The 15666-nt window shown below is 74.1% G+C and carries 13 protein-coding genes; 9 read left to right on the forward strand and 4 right to left on the reverse strand.

The window, feature by feature from the left end; all coding sequences use genetic code 11:
• Positions 1 to 174 precede the first annotated feature (174 nt).
• Together EDF32_RS08340 and EDF32_RS08345 are read left to right on the forward strand one after the other, a co-directional pair.
• Positions 175 to 1404, forward strand: a complete 1230-nt coding sequence (locus EDF32_RS08340) for a MalY/PatB family protein (RefSeq protein WP_233565811.1) — start codon at positions 175 to 177, stop codon at positions 1402 to 1404.
• Between the two features lie 58 nt (positions 1405 to 1462).
• Positions 1463 to 3514 carry a penicillin-binding transpeptidase domain-containing protein gene (locus EDF32_RS08345; RefSeq protein ID WP_123308092.1) on the forward strand — a complete coding sequence of 684 codons (2052 nt, stop codon included), beginning with the start codon at positions 1463 to 1465 and terminating at the stop codon, positions 3512 to 3514.
• Here EDF32_RS08345 and EDF32_RS08350 read toward each other — a convergent pair.
• A complete protein-coding gene (locus tag EDF32_RS08350) occupies positions 3511 to 4626 on the reverse strand; it encodes a magnesium and cobalt transport protein CorA (protein WP_123308093.1) in 1116 nt (371 codons plus the stop codon). The two genes, EDF32_RS08345 and EDF32_RS08350, sit on opposite strands and share 4 nt — an antisense overlap.
• Before the next feature lie 138 nt (positions 4627 to 4764).
• Here EDF32_RS08350 and EDF32_RS15080 point away from each other — a divergent pair, with 138 nt between their 5' ends.
• The 3 genes from EDF32_RS15080 to EDF32_RS08360 all read left to right on the forward strand — a co-directional run bounded on the left by EDF32_RS15080 (position 4765) and on the right by EDF32_RS08360 (position 7883).
• On the forward strand, positions 4765 to 4836 hold the full coding sequence (locus EDF32_RS15080; RefSeq protein ID WP_370449955.1) for a putative leader peptide: 72 nt from the start codon (positions 4765 to 4767) through the stop codon (positions 4834 to 4836).
• 218 nt (positions 4837 to 5054) lie between these two features.
• Positions 5055 to 6608 (forward strand): dicarboxylate/amino acid:cation symporter, encoded by a 1554-nt coding sequence (locus EDF32_RS08355; RefSeq protein ID WP_123308094.1) that lies wholly within the window; start codon positions 5055 to 5057, stop codon positions 6606 to 6608.
• Positions 6609 to 6902: 294 nt separating this feature from the next.
• Positions 6903 to 7883, forward strand: a complete 981-nt coding sequence (locus tag EDF32_RS08360) for a 5'-3' exonuclease (protein WP_123308095.1) — start codon at positions 6903 to 6905, stop codon at positions 7881 to 7883.
• Between the two features lie 66 nt (positions 7884 to 7949).
• Here EDF32_RS08360 and EDF32_RS08365 read toward each other — a convergent pair whose 3' ends face one another.
• Positions 7950 to 10358 carry an immune inhibitor A domain-containing protein gene (locus EDF32_RS08365; RefSeq protein WP_233565812.1) on the reverse strand — a complete coding sequence of 803 codons (2409 nt, stop codon included), beginning with the start codon at positions 10356 to 10358 and terminating at the stop codon, positions 7950 to 7952.
• Positions 10359 to 10587: 229 nt separating this feature from the next.
• Positions 10588 to 12009 carry an MDR family MFS transporter gene (locus EDF32_RS08370; RefSeq protein ID WP_370449947.1) on the reverse strand — a complete coding sequence of 474 codons (1422 nt, stop codon included), beginning with the start codon at positions 12007 to 12009 and terminating at the stop codon, positions 10588 to 10590.
• Between the two features lie 69 nt (positions 12010 to 12078).
• On the opposite strand from EDF32_RS08370, the gene EDF32_RS14870 reads away from it, so the two are divergent.
• On the forward strand, positions 12079 to 12342 hold the full coding sequence (locus EDF32_RS14870; RefSeq protein ID WP_123308385.1) for an antitoxin: 264 nt from the start codon (positions 12079 to 12081) through the stop codon (positions 12340 to 12342).
• Positions 12339 to 12770, forward strand: coding sequence for a type II toxin-antitoxin system VapC family toxin (locus tag EDF32_RS14875; RefSeq protein WP_233565813.1), 432 nt, complete (start codon positions 12339 to 12341; stop codon positions 12768 to 12770). The genes EDF32_RS14870 and EDF32_RS14875 overlap by 4 nt, the downstream gene beginning before the upstream one ends.
• Positions 12771 to 12893: 123 nt before the next feature.
• Here EDF32_RS14875 and EDF32_RS08385 read toward each other — a convergent pair whose 3' ends face one another.
• Positions 12894 to 14375, reverse strand: coding sequence for an NAD-dependent succinate-semialdehyde dehydrogenase (locus EDF32_RS08385; protein ID WP_123308097.1), 1482 nt, complete (start codon positions 14373 to 14375; stop codon positions 12894 to 12896).
• Between the two features lie 45 nt (positions 14376 to 14420).
• Here EDF32_RS08385 and EDF32_RS08390 point away from each other — a divergent pair, with 45 nt between their 5' ends.
• Together EDF32_RS08390 and EDF32_RS08395 are read left to right on the forward strand one after the other, a co-directional pair.
• Complete coding sequence (locus EDF32_RS08390; protein ID WP_148061581.1) at positions 14421 to 14735, forward strand: hypothetical protein; 315 nt, start codon at positions 14421 to 14423, stop codon at positions 14733 to 14735.
• A 95-nt stretch (positions 14736 to 14830) separates the two neighbouring features.
• Entirely contained in the window at positions 14831 to 15607 is a 777-nt protein-coding gene (locus EDF32_RS08395; RefSeq protein WP_123308099.1) for a VOC family protein, read from the forward strand.
• The last annotated feature ends 59 nt before the right edge of the window (positions 15608 to 15666 follow it).

Raw genomic sequence — 15666 nt, forward strand, 5'->3', positions numbered from 1 at the left:
CGCCCCGCACCCGCACCCGCCCGCCCGCCCCGCACCCGCCGAGAAGTCGAATTCCGCCCCGAAATCTCGGATTTCTGGGGCGGAATTCGACTTCTCGGCGGGGCCTCCGCGGGGCCTCCGCGGCACCCCGGCGGCACCCCGGGGGAGCTCCCCGGCGCGGGGTAGCGTGGTCGCGTGGCCATCGACACCCCTGACGCCCCGGCGACCGACCTGCACACCCCCCTGGACGAGCTGACCCTCGACGACCTCCGCCGTCGGACGTCCGTCAAGTGGCGCGCGTACGAGCCGGACGTGCTGCCCCTGTGGGTCGCCGAGATGGACGTGACGATCGCCCCGGCCGTGCAGGAGGCCATCGGCCGGGCCCTGCGCGACGGCGACACCGGCTACGACTTCGGCCCCGCCTACGCCGAGGCGCTCGCGGCCTTCGCCGAGCAGCGCTGGGGCTGGACCCTCGACGTCGCGCGCACCCGCGCGGTCGCCGACGTCATGGGCGGGCTCACCGACGTCATCAAGGTCCTCACCGGGCCGGGGGACGCCGTCGTCGTCTCCCCGCCCGTCTACCCGCCCTTCTACGGCTTCCCCGGGAACGAGGGCCGGCGCATCGTCGAGGCCCCGCTCGCGGCCGACGGCCGGATCGATCCCGCCACCCTGGAGGCCGCCTTCGCGAGCGCGACCGGCGCCGGGGTGTTCGGGCGCGGCTCGGGCGCCGGCCGGCGCGCCGTCTACCTGCTGTGCAACCCGCACAACCCGACCGGCGTCGCGCACACTCCGGCGGAGCTGGAGGGCGTCCTCGCGCTCGCGGCCCGCTACGGCGTGCGGGTGGTCTCGGACGAGATCCACGCCCCGGTCGGCGGCCACCTCGGCACCGACGGCCCCCGGTACACGCCGCTGCTCACCGTCCCGGGCGCGGACGACGCGTTCGCCGTCCTCTCCGCGTCCAAGGCCTGGAACCTCGCGGGGCTCCGGACGGCCGTGGTCGTCGGCGGCCCGGGCGCGGCCGCGGACCTCGCGCGCATCCCGGAGGAGGCGAACCACGGCGTCTCGCACCTCGCCGTCATCGCGCACGCCGCGGCCCTGCGCGACGGCGTCGGCTGGCTCGACTCGACGCTCGCCGGCATCGCGCGGAACAAGGCCCTCTTCGGCGACCTCGTCGCCCGGCACCTGCCCGACGCCCGGTACGCGCCCGCGGAGGCCACGTACCTTGGCTGGCTCGACTGCCGGGGGATGCCCGACGACGTCTCGCGCGCCCCGGCGCGCTTCTTCCACGACCGGGCACGGGTGGCCGTCAACGAGGGCGCGGGGTTCGGCACGGGCGGCGCCGGGTTCGTGCGGGTCAACCTCGCGACGTCCCCGGCGATCCTCACCGAGGCGGTCGAGCGCATGGCGGGAGCCCTGGCCCGCTAACCTGTGCCCGGGCGAACCGCCCGCACCGCGCCGGCTGTCGGAACGCAGGGGGAGACGCATGGCTGCACGTCCTGTCGGTGGAGCCCGTCGAGCCCCGCGAGGTGCCCGACGGCGGCGCACCGCCTGGGCGGTCGCGCTCGCCCCCGTCCTGGGGCTGGGCCTGACCGCCTGCACGGCCGACGACCCCGCGCCCGAGCCGGTGGCGACGGCGCTCGCGTCCGGTCTCGCGAGCACGGACCCCGACGCGCTCGACGCCGTGCGCTTCACGGACACCGACGCCGGCACGGTCACCACCGAGCGGGACGCGGTGCTCGCGGGCCTCGGCGACGCCCCGCGCACCGCGAAGGTCGGCACGGTCGTGGTCCACGACGCGGAGGGCGACGGGCCGAAGACCGCCACGGCGACGCTCGACTGGACCTGGGACGTGTCCGCGGCGAAGCCCTGGACCTACTCGACCGTGGTGGACCTCGAGCTCGCCGAACCTGGCCCGGACGACGGCGACGGGGCCTCGGACGCCGCCCCGCGCTGGGAGGTCGCCTGGGACACCGACGACCTCGCGCCCGACCTGAAGGCGGGCGACACCCTGCACCGCACGCGGGTTGCGCCCCCCCGGGCGGACGTCGTCGGGCAGGACGGGGCGACGATCGTCACCGAGCGCAAGGTCGCGCACCTCGGGATCGACAAGACCCACGTGGACGCCGCCGGCCAGGAGCAGTCGGCGCGCGACCTGGCGTCCGGCCTCGGCTACGACCCCGACGCGTTCGCGGCGAAGGTCGCCGCCGCCGGCCCCAAGGCGTTCGTCGAGCTCGTCACGCTGCGCGAGCCCGAGGCCCGGGACGACTTCTCCGCGGTGGAGGACGTCCCCGGGGCGTCGTCCATACCCGACGAGCAGCCGCTCGCGCCCACCCGCGAGTTCGCGGCGCCCGTCCTCGGGCGCGCGGGCGACGCGACCGCCGAGGTCGTCGACGCCTCGCACGGCGCGATCGAGGCGGGCGACGTCGTCGGCCTCTCCGGCATCCAGGCCGCCTACGACGACCAGCTGCGCGGGACGCCCGGGGTGAGCGTGACCGCCGTCGGCGGCAAGCAGCTCGACGGGAGCGCCGGCACGACGCGCGAGGTCTTCTCGACGGACCCCGTGCCGGGGACCCCGCTGCAGACGACCCTCGACGTCGACGACCAGGAGATCGCCGAGCAGGTGCTCGGCGAGCCCGACTCGCCCAGCGCCATCGTGGCGATCGACGTGCCGACGGGCGACGTCCTCGCGGCCGCGAGCGCCGGGAGCGACGGGATGTCCACGGCGACGCTCGGGCAGTACGCGCCGGGGTCGACGTTCAAGGTCGCGACGACGCTCGGCATGCTGCGGGCCGGGCTCACCCCCGACACAAAGGTCCCGTGCACGAAGACGCTGACGGTCGACGGCCGCACGTTCCAGAACGTGCCCGGCTATCCGGACAGCTCGATCGGCGACATCCCCCTGAGCGAGGCGTTCGCGCACTCGTGCAACACGGCGATGATCTCCCAGGCCGGCACCGTGGACCAGCAGGCGCTGCACGACGCCGCAGCCGATCTCGGGCTCGGGGTCGTGGCCCCGGGGCTGGGCGTGCCCGCGTACTTCGGCGACGTGCCGGCGGACTCGACGGGCACCACGCACGCGGCGTCGATGATCGGGCAGGGCAAGGTGCTCGCGTCGCCGCTGTCCATGGCGACGCTCGCGGCGAGCGTGGCGGCGGGGGAGCGCGTCTCGCCGGTGCTGGTGCGGCCGGACGGCGATGCTGCCGGCGCGGCGACCCCCGGCGCGTCGGCGACCCCGACGCCCGAGGCGACCCCCGCGCCGTCGGCCCTCACGAAGGACGAGGCGGGCACGCTGCACGAGCTGATGCGCGGGGTCGTCACCGACGGCAGCGCGACCGACCTGCAGGACCTGCCCGGGGACCTGGCTGCCAAGACCGGGACCGCCGAGTACGGGGACGGCTCGAAATCGCACGCATGGATGATCGCGATCCAGGACGACCTCGCGGTCGCGGCGATGGTCGAGAACGGCACGAGCGGGTCGACGACCGCCGGGCCGCTGATGCACGAGTTCCTGCAGCGGGTCGACGCGGCGAGCTAGAGCCAGCCGCGGCGCTTGAACGCCCAGAACAGCCCGAGGCCGAGCACCAGCATCAGCACGATCGAGGCCGGGTAGCCCCAGTGCCACGCGAGCTCCGGCATCCACGCGAAGTTCATCCCGTAGATCGCGGCGACGAGCGTCGGGGTGAACAGGATCGCGGCCCACGAGGAGATCCGCTTCATGTCCTCGTTCTGCCGCTGCCCGACGAGCGTGGCGTTGACGGTGAGGATGCGCTCGAGGCTGTCGCGCACCTCGGCGACGTGCTCGGCGACCCGCTGCAGATGGTCGTCGACGTCCTGCAGGTAGTCCTGCAGGGCGCGCGGCACCGCGTGGGTGTCGAACCCGCGGCGCAGGCGGGCGACGACGGCGCGCAGGGGGACGACGGCGCGCTGGAGGTCGATGACCTCGCCGCTGAGGCGGTAGATGCGCTCGGGGGCGGCGTCGTCGCCGGTGAAGACCTGCCGCTCGATCTCGTCGACGTCCACCTCGATGCCGTCCAGGACGGGCCCGTAGCCGTCGACGACCTGGTCGAGCATCGCGTACAGGAAGGACTCGGGGCCGAGGTCGAGGACCTCGGGCGGGACGGGGGTGTGGTCGATCGTCGGCCAGGGGGCGCCGCGCTCGGCTCCGTGCCGCACGACGACGACGGTGCGCCCCTGCAGGACGACGTGCAGCTCGGTGAGGACCACGTCCTCCTGGTCGTCGAGGTACGCCGCGGCGCGCACGACCGCGAAGAGCGCGTCCCCGTGCCGCTCGAGCTTGGGCCGCTGCTTGCCGTGGATGAGGTCCTCGACCAGCAGCGGCGGCAGGGAGAGCGTCTCGGCGAGCGCCGTGATCTCCGTCTCGTCCGGGTGGTCGTAGGTGACCAGCGCGATGGACCCGGTGCGGGTGGCGTGCTCGATCGCGGCGGCCACCGTCTGCGGCCCGGGGTGCTCGGTCGCCTGCTGCTCGGCGGAGACCGGGACGCCGCCGCGGTACTCGGTGATCTCGGCGGTCGGGGCGGGCGCGCCGGCGTCCGTCCCTGCGGCGGCGGGTCGGCGGCGGCCGGACTGCGGCCGCGACGGGATGCGGTACATGCGGTCCTCCTGCCGTGCGGTTCGGGTGCGGTGCATGCCGAGCCTAGCCGCGTCGTCGGGCCCCAGGATGCGGACGCGGGAAGGATCCGGGTGCCTCGCCGGTTACCCTCGGCGAGCACCACGCACCAGCACTGACTGACTGACTGACTGACTGACTGACAGGGAGTCCTCCACGTGATCACGTGGCACCTGACCGAACGCCGCGCCGTCGACCTGCACCGGGTCGCCAGCGCGATGTGTCGCTGACCCCTGCTCCCGCGCGTCGCTGACGCGCCGGTGCCGCGCTGCGCGCTCCTCGTCCCTGAGCTGCGCCCGCCCCGGCACCCGACCTGTCAGACCCTCGCCCCGCCATAGCGGGGCCCACGTCTGACAGGTCCCCTCCTCCCCGACCTGTCAGACCCTCGCCCCGCCCTGGCGGGGCTGAGGTCTGACAAGGTCCGCACGCACTCTCGAAAGGTTGCGCCGTGCCCTCCACGCACAGCTCCGTCCCCGCCACGCCGCCCAGCACAGCGCCCGCCGACACCGCAGCGCCCGACGACGTCGCCGCGCCCCCGCGTCGGCGTCGCCCCCGCTGGCTGCGGCTCCCGTCCTTCTCGGTCCAGATTGTCCTGGGCCTCGTCCTCGGCATCCTGCTGGGCTGGCTCGCGCTCTCGATGGGCCCCGTCGACGCGGGCACGGACGCCGAGTCGCCCAACTGGCTGACGACCACGCTCGACACCATCGGCAGCTCGTTCGTCACCCTGCTCAAGGCGGTCGTCCCACCGCTCGTGTTCACCGCCATCGTCGCGTCGATCGCGAACCTGCGGAAGGTCACGAACGCGGCGCGGCTCGCCGGCCAGACCCTCCTGTGGTTCGCCATCACGGCGCTGATCTCGGTGACCGTGGGCATCGGCCTCGGGCTCCTGTTCCAGCCGGGCAACAACTCCTCGCTCAGCCCCGACCAGGGCTCCGCGCCCGACGGTGGCGGCACCTGGATGGACTTCCTCGACGGCCTGATCCCGGGCAACTTCCTGGGCATCGGCGCGGGCACCGAGCTGCAGACGGGCACGGACGGCGCCACCACCGGCGCGACCACGTCGATCTCCTTCAACGTGCTGCAGATCGTCGTCGTCGCGCTCGTCGTGGGCATCGCGGCACTGAAGGTCGGGCGCAAGGCCGACCCGTTCGTCGACCTGAACCGCTCGGCGCTCGCCGTGATCCAGACGGTGCTGTGGTGGATCATCCGCCTCGCGCCGCTGGGCACGCTGGGCCTCATCGGCAACGCGATCGCCACGTACGGCTGGGACCTGCTGGCGCCGCTCGCGACCTTCGCGCTCGCGATCTACACCGGCCTGTTCGTCGTCCTGTTCGTGGTCTACCCGCTGGTCCTGCGCTCGAACGGCCTGAAGGTCATGAGCTACTTCCGCGGCGCGTGGCCGGCGATCCAGCTCGCGTTCGTCTCCCGGTCCTCGATCGGCACCCTGCCCGTGACGCAGCGCGTCGTGGAGCGCAACCTCGGCGTCCCGCGCGAGTACGCGTCGTTCGCGGTGCCGCTCGCCTCGACGACCAAGATGGACGGCTGCGCCTCGATCTACCCGGCGATCTCGGCGATCTTCGTCGCGCAGATCTTCGACATCCACCTGACGATCACCGACTACCTGCTCATCGCGTTCGTCTCCGTCGTCGGCTCGGCCGCGACCGCCGGGCTCACGGGCGCGCTCGTCATGCTGACGCTGACCCTGTCGACGCTGGGTCTGCCGCTCGCGGGCGTCGGGCTGCTCATCGCGATCGACCCGATCCTCGACATGGGCCGCACCGCGGTGAACGTCGCGGGCCAGGCGCTCGTCCCGACAGTCGTCGCCAAGCGCGAGGGGATCATCGACCTCGAGCAGTACGAGTCCTCCAGCACGGAGGACCTGTTCAGCGACGACGAGGTCGAGGACGACGGCGTCGCGGCGGATCAGGACGCCGTCGCCGACGAGACAGGCGGCCGGACGCCGTCGGGCGCCCGGGAGCGGGAGCTCGAGCCGGCGCGCTGACGCCGGACCCCGTCCGGCGGGAAGGGGGGGGGGGGCCCCCCGCGGGGGGGGGGGGGGGGGGGGGGGGGGGGGGGCGGGCGCCGGGGGGGGGGGGGGGGGGGGGGGGGGGCCGGGGGCCGGGGGGGGGGGGGCGGGGGCGCGGGGGGGGGGGCCCCGGGCCCCCGCCCCCCCCCCCCCCCCCCCCCCCCCCCCCCGCCCCCCCCCCCCCCCCCCCCCCCCGCCCGGGCCGCCCGCCCCCCCCCCCCCCCCCCCCCCCCGGGACGGGGGCCACGGCCGACCGGCTAGGTTGGCGCCATGGCCGAGAACCGCGAGAAGCTGCTCCTGCTCGACACCGCCTCGCTGTACTTCCGCGCCTTCTACGGCGTGCCCGACTCGCTCCGCGCGCCCGACGGCACCCCCGTCAACGCCGTGCGCGGCCTGCTCGACATGGTCGCGACCCTGGTCACCGAGCACCGCCCCACGCGCCTCGTCGCCTGCTGGGACGACGACTGGCGCCCCGCCTTCCGCGTCGCGGCGATCGGTTCCTACAAGGCCCACCGCGTCCGGGTCGACGACGGCTCCGCGCACCCCGCGCCCACCCACGGCGCGGGCAGCGCGAGCGTCGAGGAGGTCCCCGACGCGCTCGTCCCGCAGGTGCCGGTGATCGTCGAGGTGCTCGCCGCCCTGGGCGTCGCGCGGGTCGGCTGCCCGGGCTACGAGGCCGACGACGTCATCGGCACCCTCGTGGCCCGCGAGGCCGACGGCGCCCGCTCCCCCGTCGACGTCGTCACCGGCGACCGGGACCTGTTCCAGCTCGTGGACGACGACGCCCGGGTCCGGGTCCTGTACACCTCGCGCGGCATCCGGAACCTCGACGTGGTCGACGAGGCCCGGCTCGCGGAGCGGTACGGCGTCGCCTCCGGCCGGGCGTACGCGGACATGGCCACGCTGCGCGGCGACCCGTCCGACGGCCTGCCCGGCGTGCCGGGCATCGGGGAGAAGACGGCGGCCGCGCTCCTCGCGCGGCACGGCGACCTCGCGGGGCTGCTCGCTGCCCGGGACGACCCGGCGGACCGGACGCTGACCGCGACCCAGCGCCGCCGGCTCGTCGAGGCCGCCGACTACCTCGAGGCCGCTCCCGTCGTCGTGACGGTCGCCCCGGACGCACCGCTGGGGGACGTCGCCGACGCCCTGCCGTCGGCCCCCGCGGACCCCGCCGCCCTCGGCTCCCTGGCCGAGCGCTGGGGCCTCGGGTCGAGCGTGCAGCGCGTGCTCACGGCGCTCGCGACAGACTGACGGCGCCCGGGGAGGCTCCCCGGGCGCCGTCGTCGTGCGGCTACCGCACCGTCAGACCGACCGCTGTCAGCTGACCTTGATCTTCATGCTGGTGCCCTCGTCCTGCAGCACCTTGATCTTCACGCCCGCGGCCGGCAGCTTGACGCCGATGCCCGGCAGCTCCGGGTACCAGAACTGCTTGGTGTCGTCGAACGTCGGCGCCGCGGCCTGGCCACGGACGTAGTTCGGCGCGCCGTTGACGTGCAGCGTCATCGAGTCGGCCTTGTCGAGCCCGAAGGTCGCGTCGTAGACCTGCACGCGCCCGCGGAACGGCTGACCGGTGGTGAGCTGGTAGAACGGCTGCGGGTGCGCGTCGATGATCAGGTTGCGACCGCTGCCCGGGTGGACGCTCGTGTTGTTGTCCGCCACCGAGGTGTCCCAGTAGCTGACCAGCAGGCCGTCCTGGTAGGCGAAGTTGTCCACCTTGTCCGGCGCCGCCGCCCCGTACCCGAAGTCGTACGGGCCGGTCTTCAGGTACTGGTCGTGCTTGACGTAGTCCCGCTGGCCGGCGACGTAGTAGTTCGAGAAGTCGGCGGTCGTGGACGCGCCGACGACGGAGAACCCGTCGAACGACCAGGTCGCCCCGCCGTCCTCGGCACCCTCGGCCAGACCGCCCAGGGTGATGTCGTCCACGAAGAAGCCGTCGGGGAGCGACTGGACGTTGCCCGCCGCGCCGCCGTCGGTCACGTACCGGAAGCGCAGGTCGACCGTCGTCCCGGCATACGCCGAGAGGTCCGCGGTCACCGTGTCCCAGCCGTCGCTCGTGCCGTCGATGCCGTTGTTCTGCTTGACGGTGGACGCGGAGGTCGGCAGCGGCGTGAAGCCCGAGCCGGAGTCGACCTCGACGAGGGCGTAGTCGTAGCCCTTCTCGATGTCGTACCTCGCCTGGAAGCTCAGCGTGGCCGCGGTGGCCGGCACGTCGACCGACCGGCTCATCGAGACGTCGAGGTCGTCGCCGGTGCCGGAGTAGAACTGCTTGGTCCCGGTCGCGGGCGCGCCGAGCTGCGTGGTCACCTTCTTCTTCGGGAGCACGACGACGGCCGCCTGGGCGTCGGTCGTGTTGTACTCCTGCGGGCCGAGCTTCAGCGTGCGGGTGTTGCCCGCCGGGACCACCTCGTAGTCGAGCCAGCCGAGCTGGAGCTTGTTCCACGCGCCGATGTCTCCGGCGCGCTCGCCGATTCCGGCGTCCGTCGCGGACCGCAGACGGCTCTGCGCCATCAGCGTCCACCACTCGTTCGAGTTGGTGCCGCCGGCGGTGTCGTAGTCGTCCGGCAGACCGAGGTCGTGGCCGTACTCGTGCGCGAACACGCTGCGGCCGCCGTTCTCGGGCTGCACGGTGTAGTCGCCGATCCAGATGTCGGAGTCGCCGATCTGCGTGCCGCCGAGGTCGGAGCCGTCGGCGCCGCCCTGGCCCGGGTAGACGTTGTAGGCGTACCAGCGGTGGCTCCAGATGGCGTCCTCGCCGTACGTCGGGTCGCCGTCCGCCTCGTCACCGCCGGCGTGCACGATCTGGAAGTGGTCGATGTACCCGTCGGGCTCGTTGAAGTTGCCGTCGCCGTCGACGTCGTAGCGGTCCCACTGGTCGTAGGACTCGAGCTCGGCCTCGACCGAGGCCTTCGAGCGCCCGGCGTCGATCTGCTCCTGGTACCAGGCCTTCGACGCGTCCGCCACGAGCGCCCACGCGCCCTGGTCGGTGCGGCCGTAGCGCGCCTCGTTGTAGGGCACCTTCACCCAGTCGGTGACCTCGCCGTTCACGCTGTAGCGACCCGAGGACTGCTCCTCGTAGTAGTTCTTCAGCGAGTCGCCCTTGCCGAAGTACAGGTCCTGGAAGTGGGGCTGGTCGAAGTCGGGCTGCCAGACCGTCGAGTTGTCCTTCGTGCGGTCGGGCTCGGGGATCTCGTTGTGCAGGGGGCCGTCGAAGCGGATCGGCCCCGGTGTGTCGGGGTCCGTGTCCTCGTCGGGGAAGTCGGGGTGACGCTCGTTCCCGAACTCCGCGAGGATCACGAAGATCTTGTCCGTCTTCTCCCGCGAGAGCTCGACGTACTGCGACTTCTTCGTCGCGGCGCCGGCCTTCGCCTTCTTGGCGGCCTTCGCGTCCGCCTTCGCCTGGGCCGACGCCGGGGCGCCGAGCTTCTGCGCGCTCGCCGACGCCGCGGCGTCGGCGTTGTCCGCGACGGTCTCGCCGACCTTGACGACGGTGCTGCCGTTGATCTTCTGGGTCTTCAGGTCGCCGTCGAGGACGCCGGTGACGGCGGACTGGCGCAGTGCGCTCTGCTTGTCCGCGAGGGGGTTGGGCAGGTTGTCGGACTTCGCCTGCCCGGACTCCGGCGCGACGGGAGGGGATGCCCCGTCGGACCCGAAGGCCGCGCCGGCGCCGATGACGCTGGTCGCGACGAGCGAGAGGCCGACGAGGCCTCCGATGACTCTTCTCTGCACGGTGGAACCTCCGCTTTGAGGGAGATCCGACGGCGGGCGGTGGTGTGCCTGTCGCCGGGTCATGACCGCCCCCGCACGCGGGGACCGCGCCAAACATAAGCGCGAATGACGTGGATCACACAGCGAATCATCAGGATTTATCAGGAAATTTACATCTCGAGGGAGTATCGAGACCCGGCCGCGACTTGAAGTGTGCCCACAGCAACTCTCGCCACGCACGCCAGAGGGCTCAGCGCGGCTCCGCGGCCGGCGTCGTGCGGGGCATGAGCAGCGCAGCCGCCGTCATCCCGACGGCGGCCACGGCGACCCCCACGAAGACCACGGTGGAGGCGTCCTGCACCGCCCCGGCGTCGGACGCCCCGCCGCCGCTGCGCGCGAGGACCCCGTTCGCCAGCGCACCGAAGACGGCCACGCCCACGGCGCTGCCGATCGAGCGGGAGAACATGTTCGTCCCCGTGACGACGCCGCGCTCGCCCCAGCCGACGCTGCTCTGCGCCGCGATGGTGCTCGGCGCGGCGACGAGCCCGAGACCCAGGCCGACGACGAAGGTGCTCGCCGCGACCGAGGCCACCGACGGGGTCCCCGAGAGCCAGGCCATGAGGACCGCGCCGAGGACGGCGAGCGCGCACCCGACGAGCACGGTGCTGCGGAACCCGATGCGCAGGTAGAAGCGACCCGAGAGCGACGCCGCGAGGGGCCAGCCGATCGTCATCGCGGCCAGCGCGAGACCGGACGTCAGCGGCGAGACGCCGAGCGTGCCCTCGAGGAACGTCGGCACGTACGAGGTGAGCCCGATGAGCACCGCCCCGACCCCGAGCGCGACGAGGGCGGTCGAGAGCAGCAGCCGGCGCGAGAACACCCACAGCGGCAGGACGGGCTCGGGCGCGCGCCGCTCCACCAGGACGAAAGCGAGGAGCAGCACGGTGCCGAGCCCGTAGCCGGCGAGGCTCGGCCACGCGTCCCACGCCCACGCCTCGCCGCCCTCGAGCGTCGCGAGGATGACGAGGGTCAGGCCGGTGGTCAGCAGGACGCCGCCCGACCAGTCGATCCGGTGCGGGCGGCGCTCGACGTCCTCGTGGAAGCTGCGGGCCAGCAGCCAGGCGGCGGCCACGCAGACGGGCACGTTGACGAAGAAGATCCATCGCCAGATCCCGAGCTCGGAGAACACGCCCCCGAGCGTCGGGCCGACGACGGACGAGACGGCCCACACGCTGGCCAGGTAGCCCTGGACGCGGGCCCGCTCGGCCACCGTGTAGATGTCGCCCACGACCGTGATGGCGATCGGCTGGATCGCCCCGGCGCCGAGGCCCTGCACCACCCGGAAGGCGATGAGCGCGGGCATCGACCACGCGAACCCGCACAGGAGCGAGCCCGCGAGGAACAGCGCGATGCCGAGCAGCAGGATCGGCTTGCGCCCGACGGTGTCGGCGAGCTTGGCGTAGATCGGCACGGAGACCGCCTGAGCGAGCAGGTACACCGAGAAGAGCCAGGGGAACTCGGCGAACCCGCCGAGGTCGTCGACGATCGAGGGGACGGCGGTCGCGAGGATGGTGGCGTCGATCGCGATCAGCCCGGTCGAGACCATCAGCGCGATCAGCACCGGGCCCCGCTCGGACCGGAAGCCGACGCCCGTGGTCTGCTGCTGGGTCACGGCTCGGCAACCCCGCGGCGGTCCACGGTGTTCCCCGCCCCGTGGCCATGCTCCTGCTACGGTATGAGCATGTCGGTCCTCGAGCGGCGCCTGCAGATCCTCATCGACACCGAGCGGTACGCCCTGCTCGAGAACGAGGCCACCCGCCGCGGGGCCTCCGTGGCGACGGTCGTCCGCGAGGCGATCGACGCGCACTTCGCGTCCGACGCCGACGCCCGTGCGGTGGCGGCCCGGGCCCTCCTCGACGCGGCGCCTTCGGACACGCCCGCCGAGCCGGACTGGTCGCGGTCCAAGCAGCACCTGGCCGACGACGTCGACGCGCGGCTCGCGTGACCCGCCCCGAACCGCCTCGCCGGCTGTTCGTCGACACGGCCGTGCTCGCGTACGCGCTCGGCGGCGAGCACGCGATGCGCGGCCCGTGCAGGGCGCTGCTCGAGGCCGCCGCCCGTGGCGACGTCGAGCTGCACGCGAGCGTCGAGATGGTCCAGGAGCTCCTGCACCACCGGCTCCGCCGCGGCGACCGGGCGGCTGCCGTCGCCCAGGCGCGCGGCGCGGCCGCGGCGTGCGTGCTCCACCCGTTCGACGCCGACGTGCTGGCCCGGGCCGTCGACCTGGTCGAGCAGGCGGGCCTCGGCGGGCGCGACGCCGTGCATGCGGCGACGGCCTTGCAGCACGGGTTCGCCGCGCTCGTCTCCCCCGACCGCGACTTCGACGCCGTCCCGGGCGTCGAGCGGCTCGACCCGGGCCGGCTCACGCTCTGACGGCCGTCCGCGACCGGGGCGTCCGGCACCGAGTTCGATGCACCGGCGCGAGTTCGATGCCGCGGGGTCGAACTCGCGCGCCAGCATCGATCTCGGCGGGTGGGCTCAGGCTCTGACGGCCGGTCAGCGCTCCGGGACCGCCAGCGCCACGTACTTGGTCTCGAGGTACTCCTCGATGCCCTCGGCCCCGCCCTCGCGCCCGAACCCGCTGGCCTTGATGCCGCCGAACGGCGCCGCCGGGTTGGAGACGATGCCGGCGTTGAGACCGACCATCCCGGTCTCGAGACGCTCGCTCACCCGGATCGCCCGGTCGAGGTCCTGCGTGAACAGGTACGCGGTGAGGCCGAGCTCGGTGTCGTTCGCGGCGCGCACCGCCTCGTCCTCGTCGTCGAACACGCTGATCGGCGCGACGGGGCCGAAGACCTCCTCCCGGAGGATGCGGGCGCCGTCGGGCACTCCCGTCAGCACGGTGGGTCGGTAGAAGTAGCCGGGGCCGTCGACCCGCTCGCCGCCGACGACCGCCTCCGCGCCCCGCTCGACGGCGTCGCCCACGAGCTCCTCGACCTTCTCGCGCGTCGCGTCGTCCACGAGGGGGCCGACGTCGGTGCCCTCCGCCGTCCCGTGGCCGAGGGTCAGGGCGTCGAAGCGCTCGGCGAGCCGCGTGGCGAACTCGTCGGCGACCGAGCGGTGCACGTGGAACCGGTTGGCGGCGGTGCACGCCTCGCCGACGTTACGCATCTTGGCGAGCATGGCGCCCTCGACGGCGCGGTCGAGGTCGGCGTCCTCGAGGACGAGGAACGGCGCGTTGCCGCCGAGCTCCATCGAGACGCGCAGGAGGTTCTGCGCCGACTGCTCGACGATGCGCCGCCCCACCTCGGTGGAGCCGGTGAACGAGACCTTGCGCAGCCGGGGGTCGGCGAGCAGCGTCCCGGAGACCTCGCCCGACGAGCGGGTGGTGACGACGTTCAGCACCCCGTCCGGCAGGCCCGCCTCGGCGAGGATGCCCGCGAGGGCGAGCATGCTCAGCGGGGTCGCGGACGCCGGCTTGACCACCATCGTGCAGCCCGCCGCGATCGCGGGACCGATCTTGCGCGTGCCCATGGCGAGCGGGAAGTTCCAGGGCGTGACGAACAGGCACGGGCCGACGGGCTGCTTCATGGTGAGCAGGCGCGAGCCGCCCGCGGGCGCGGTGGACCAGCGGCCGGAGATCCGCACGGCCTCCTCGGAGTACCAGCGGAAGAACTCCGCGGCGTAGGAGATCTCGGCGCGCGACTCCGCGAGGGACTTGCCCATCTCCAGGGTCATCACGGCGGCGAGCTCGTCGATCCGCTCGGTGACGGTCTCGAAGGCGCGGCGCAGGATCTCGCCGCGCTCGCGCGGGGCCGTGGCGGCCCACCCGGCCTGCGCCGCGACGGCCGCGTCGAGCGCGGCGGTCGCGTCCTCGACGCCCGCGTCCGGGACGCGGGCGAGGTCGTCGCCGTTGCCCGGGTCCTCGACCGTGAACGTCTCCCCGGAGGCGGCGTCGCGCCATCGGCCCCCGACGAACAGCTGCGTGGGGACGTCGGGCAGGGACAGGTGGGCGGAGGTGTCGATCGAGGTGCTCATCCCTCCACTCTCGTGCGGCCGCGCGCCCGTGGCATCCTGGGCGCCATGAGCCCCGGTGACCTGCCCCGCGTCACCCCGCGCTCCGGGGGCGAGCGCGCGAGCGTGTTCCTCGGCGTCGTCGCGCTCGCGACCGTCGCCGTCTCCACGCTCGGCACCCTCCCGTCCTACCGCGCCGCGCTCGCGCAGGGGTTCGACGCCGTCGTGCTGCTCGGCCTGCTGATGGTCGCGGTCGGCGTGGTCGGCGGAACCGGCCTCACCGTCGCGCGCTACCGGACGGTGAGGCCGGCCTGGCCGTACCCGTGGTCGGGCGCCGCGCTGGCCTTCGCGGGGACCTGGGTCGCGTACCTCGGGGTGGGCTGAGGGACTCCCCGCCGGCGCGCGGCCGCGCACCCGCGCCGGTAGCGTCGTCGAGCGTCCGCCGGACCGTCCGTGAGCGACAGCGAAGGAGCCCGCCCGTGCCCGCACGCTCAGAGGTGCCCGTCGGGGCGCCCGTCTGGAACGATCTCGCGACGCGCGACCTGGGGTCGACCGTCGCCTTCTACACGGCGCTCTTCGGCTGGGAGCACACCGACCTCGGGGCCGACGTCGGCCACTACGGGAGCTTCACGCTCGACGGCGAGCTCGTCGCCGGCGTCGGGCCGGTGCCCGACCCGTCGCGCGCGCCGGGCTGGGCGGTCTACCTGCGCTCCGCCGACGCGCGCGCGACGCTCGAGCGGGTGCGCGCGGCGGGCGGGACCGTGCTCTGGGGGCCGCACGACGTCCCCGGCCAGGGCGTCATGGCGGGCGTGCGGGACCCGTCGGGCGCGGCGGTGTCCGTGTGGGAGCCGCGCGGCCACCCCGGGTTCGCGGTCGTCGCGGAGCCGGGCGCACCGGCGTGGCACGAGCTGCTGAGCACGGGCTACCGCGCCGCCGTGGCCTTCTACGAGGAGGCGTTCGGCTGGTCCGTCGAGGTCCAGGGGGACAGCGACGAGTTCCGGTACTGCGTGGACCAGGTCGACGGCGAGCAGCACGCCGGGATCATGGACGCCTCCGCCTGGCTGGGCGACGAGCCCTCGCACTGGAGTGTGTACCTGCTCGTCGAGGACACCGACGAGGCGGTCGCGCGGGCGGTCGAGCTCGGCGGCAGCGTGTCGATGGCACCGGAGGACTCCCCGTACGGCCGGATGGCGGTGCTGGCGGACCCGCAGGGCTCGCCGTTCAAGGTCATCTCCGCGCCCGACGGCGCCGCCTAGGGCACGCCGGCCGGCCCGACGACGGGGCGCACCCTCGCGCGGAGGGTGCGCCCCGTCGT

It is taken from the genome of Cellulomonas sp. PhB143 (assembly GCF_003752595.1).
Classification (GTDB): domain Bacteria; phylum Actinomycetota; class Actinomycetes; order Actinomycetales; family Cellulomonadaceae; genus Paraoerskovia.

Excerpts from the sequence above, each read along its gene's own strand:
- EDF32_RS08345 (WP_123308092.1), top strand. The coding sequence starts at position 1,463 with ATGGCTGCACGTCCTGTCGGTGGAGCCCGTCGAGCCCCGCGAGGTGCC.
- EDF32_RS08350 (WP_123308093.1), bottom strand. The coding sequence starts at position 4,626 with ATGCACCGCACCCGAACCGCACGGCAGGAGGACCGCATGTACCGCATC.
- EDF32_RS08360 (WP_123308095.1), top strand. The coding sequence starts at position 6,903 with ATGGCCGAGAACCGCGAGAAGCTGCTCCTGCTCGACACCGCCTCGCTG.
- EDF32_RS14870 (WP_123308385.1), top strand. The coding sequence starts at position 12,079 with ATGTCGGTCCTCGAGCGGCGCCTGCAGATCCTCATCGACACCGAGCGG.
- EDF32_RS08385 (WP_123308097.1), bottom strand. The coding sequence starts at position 14,375 with ATGAGCACCTCGATCGACACCTCCGCCCACCTGTCCCTGCCCGACGTC.
- EDF32_RS08390 (WP_148061581.1), top strand. The coding sequence starts at position 14,421 with ATGAGCCCCGGTGACCTGCCCCGCGTCACCCCGCGCTCCGGGGGCGAG.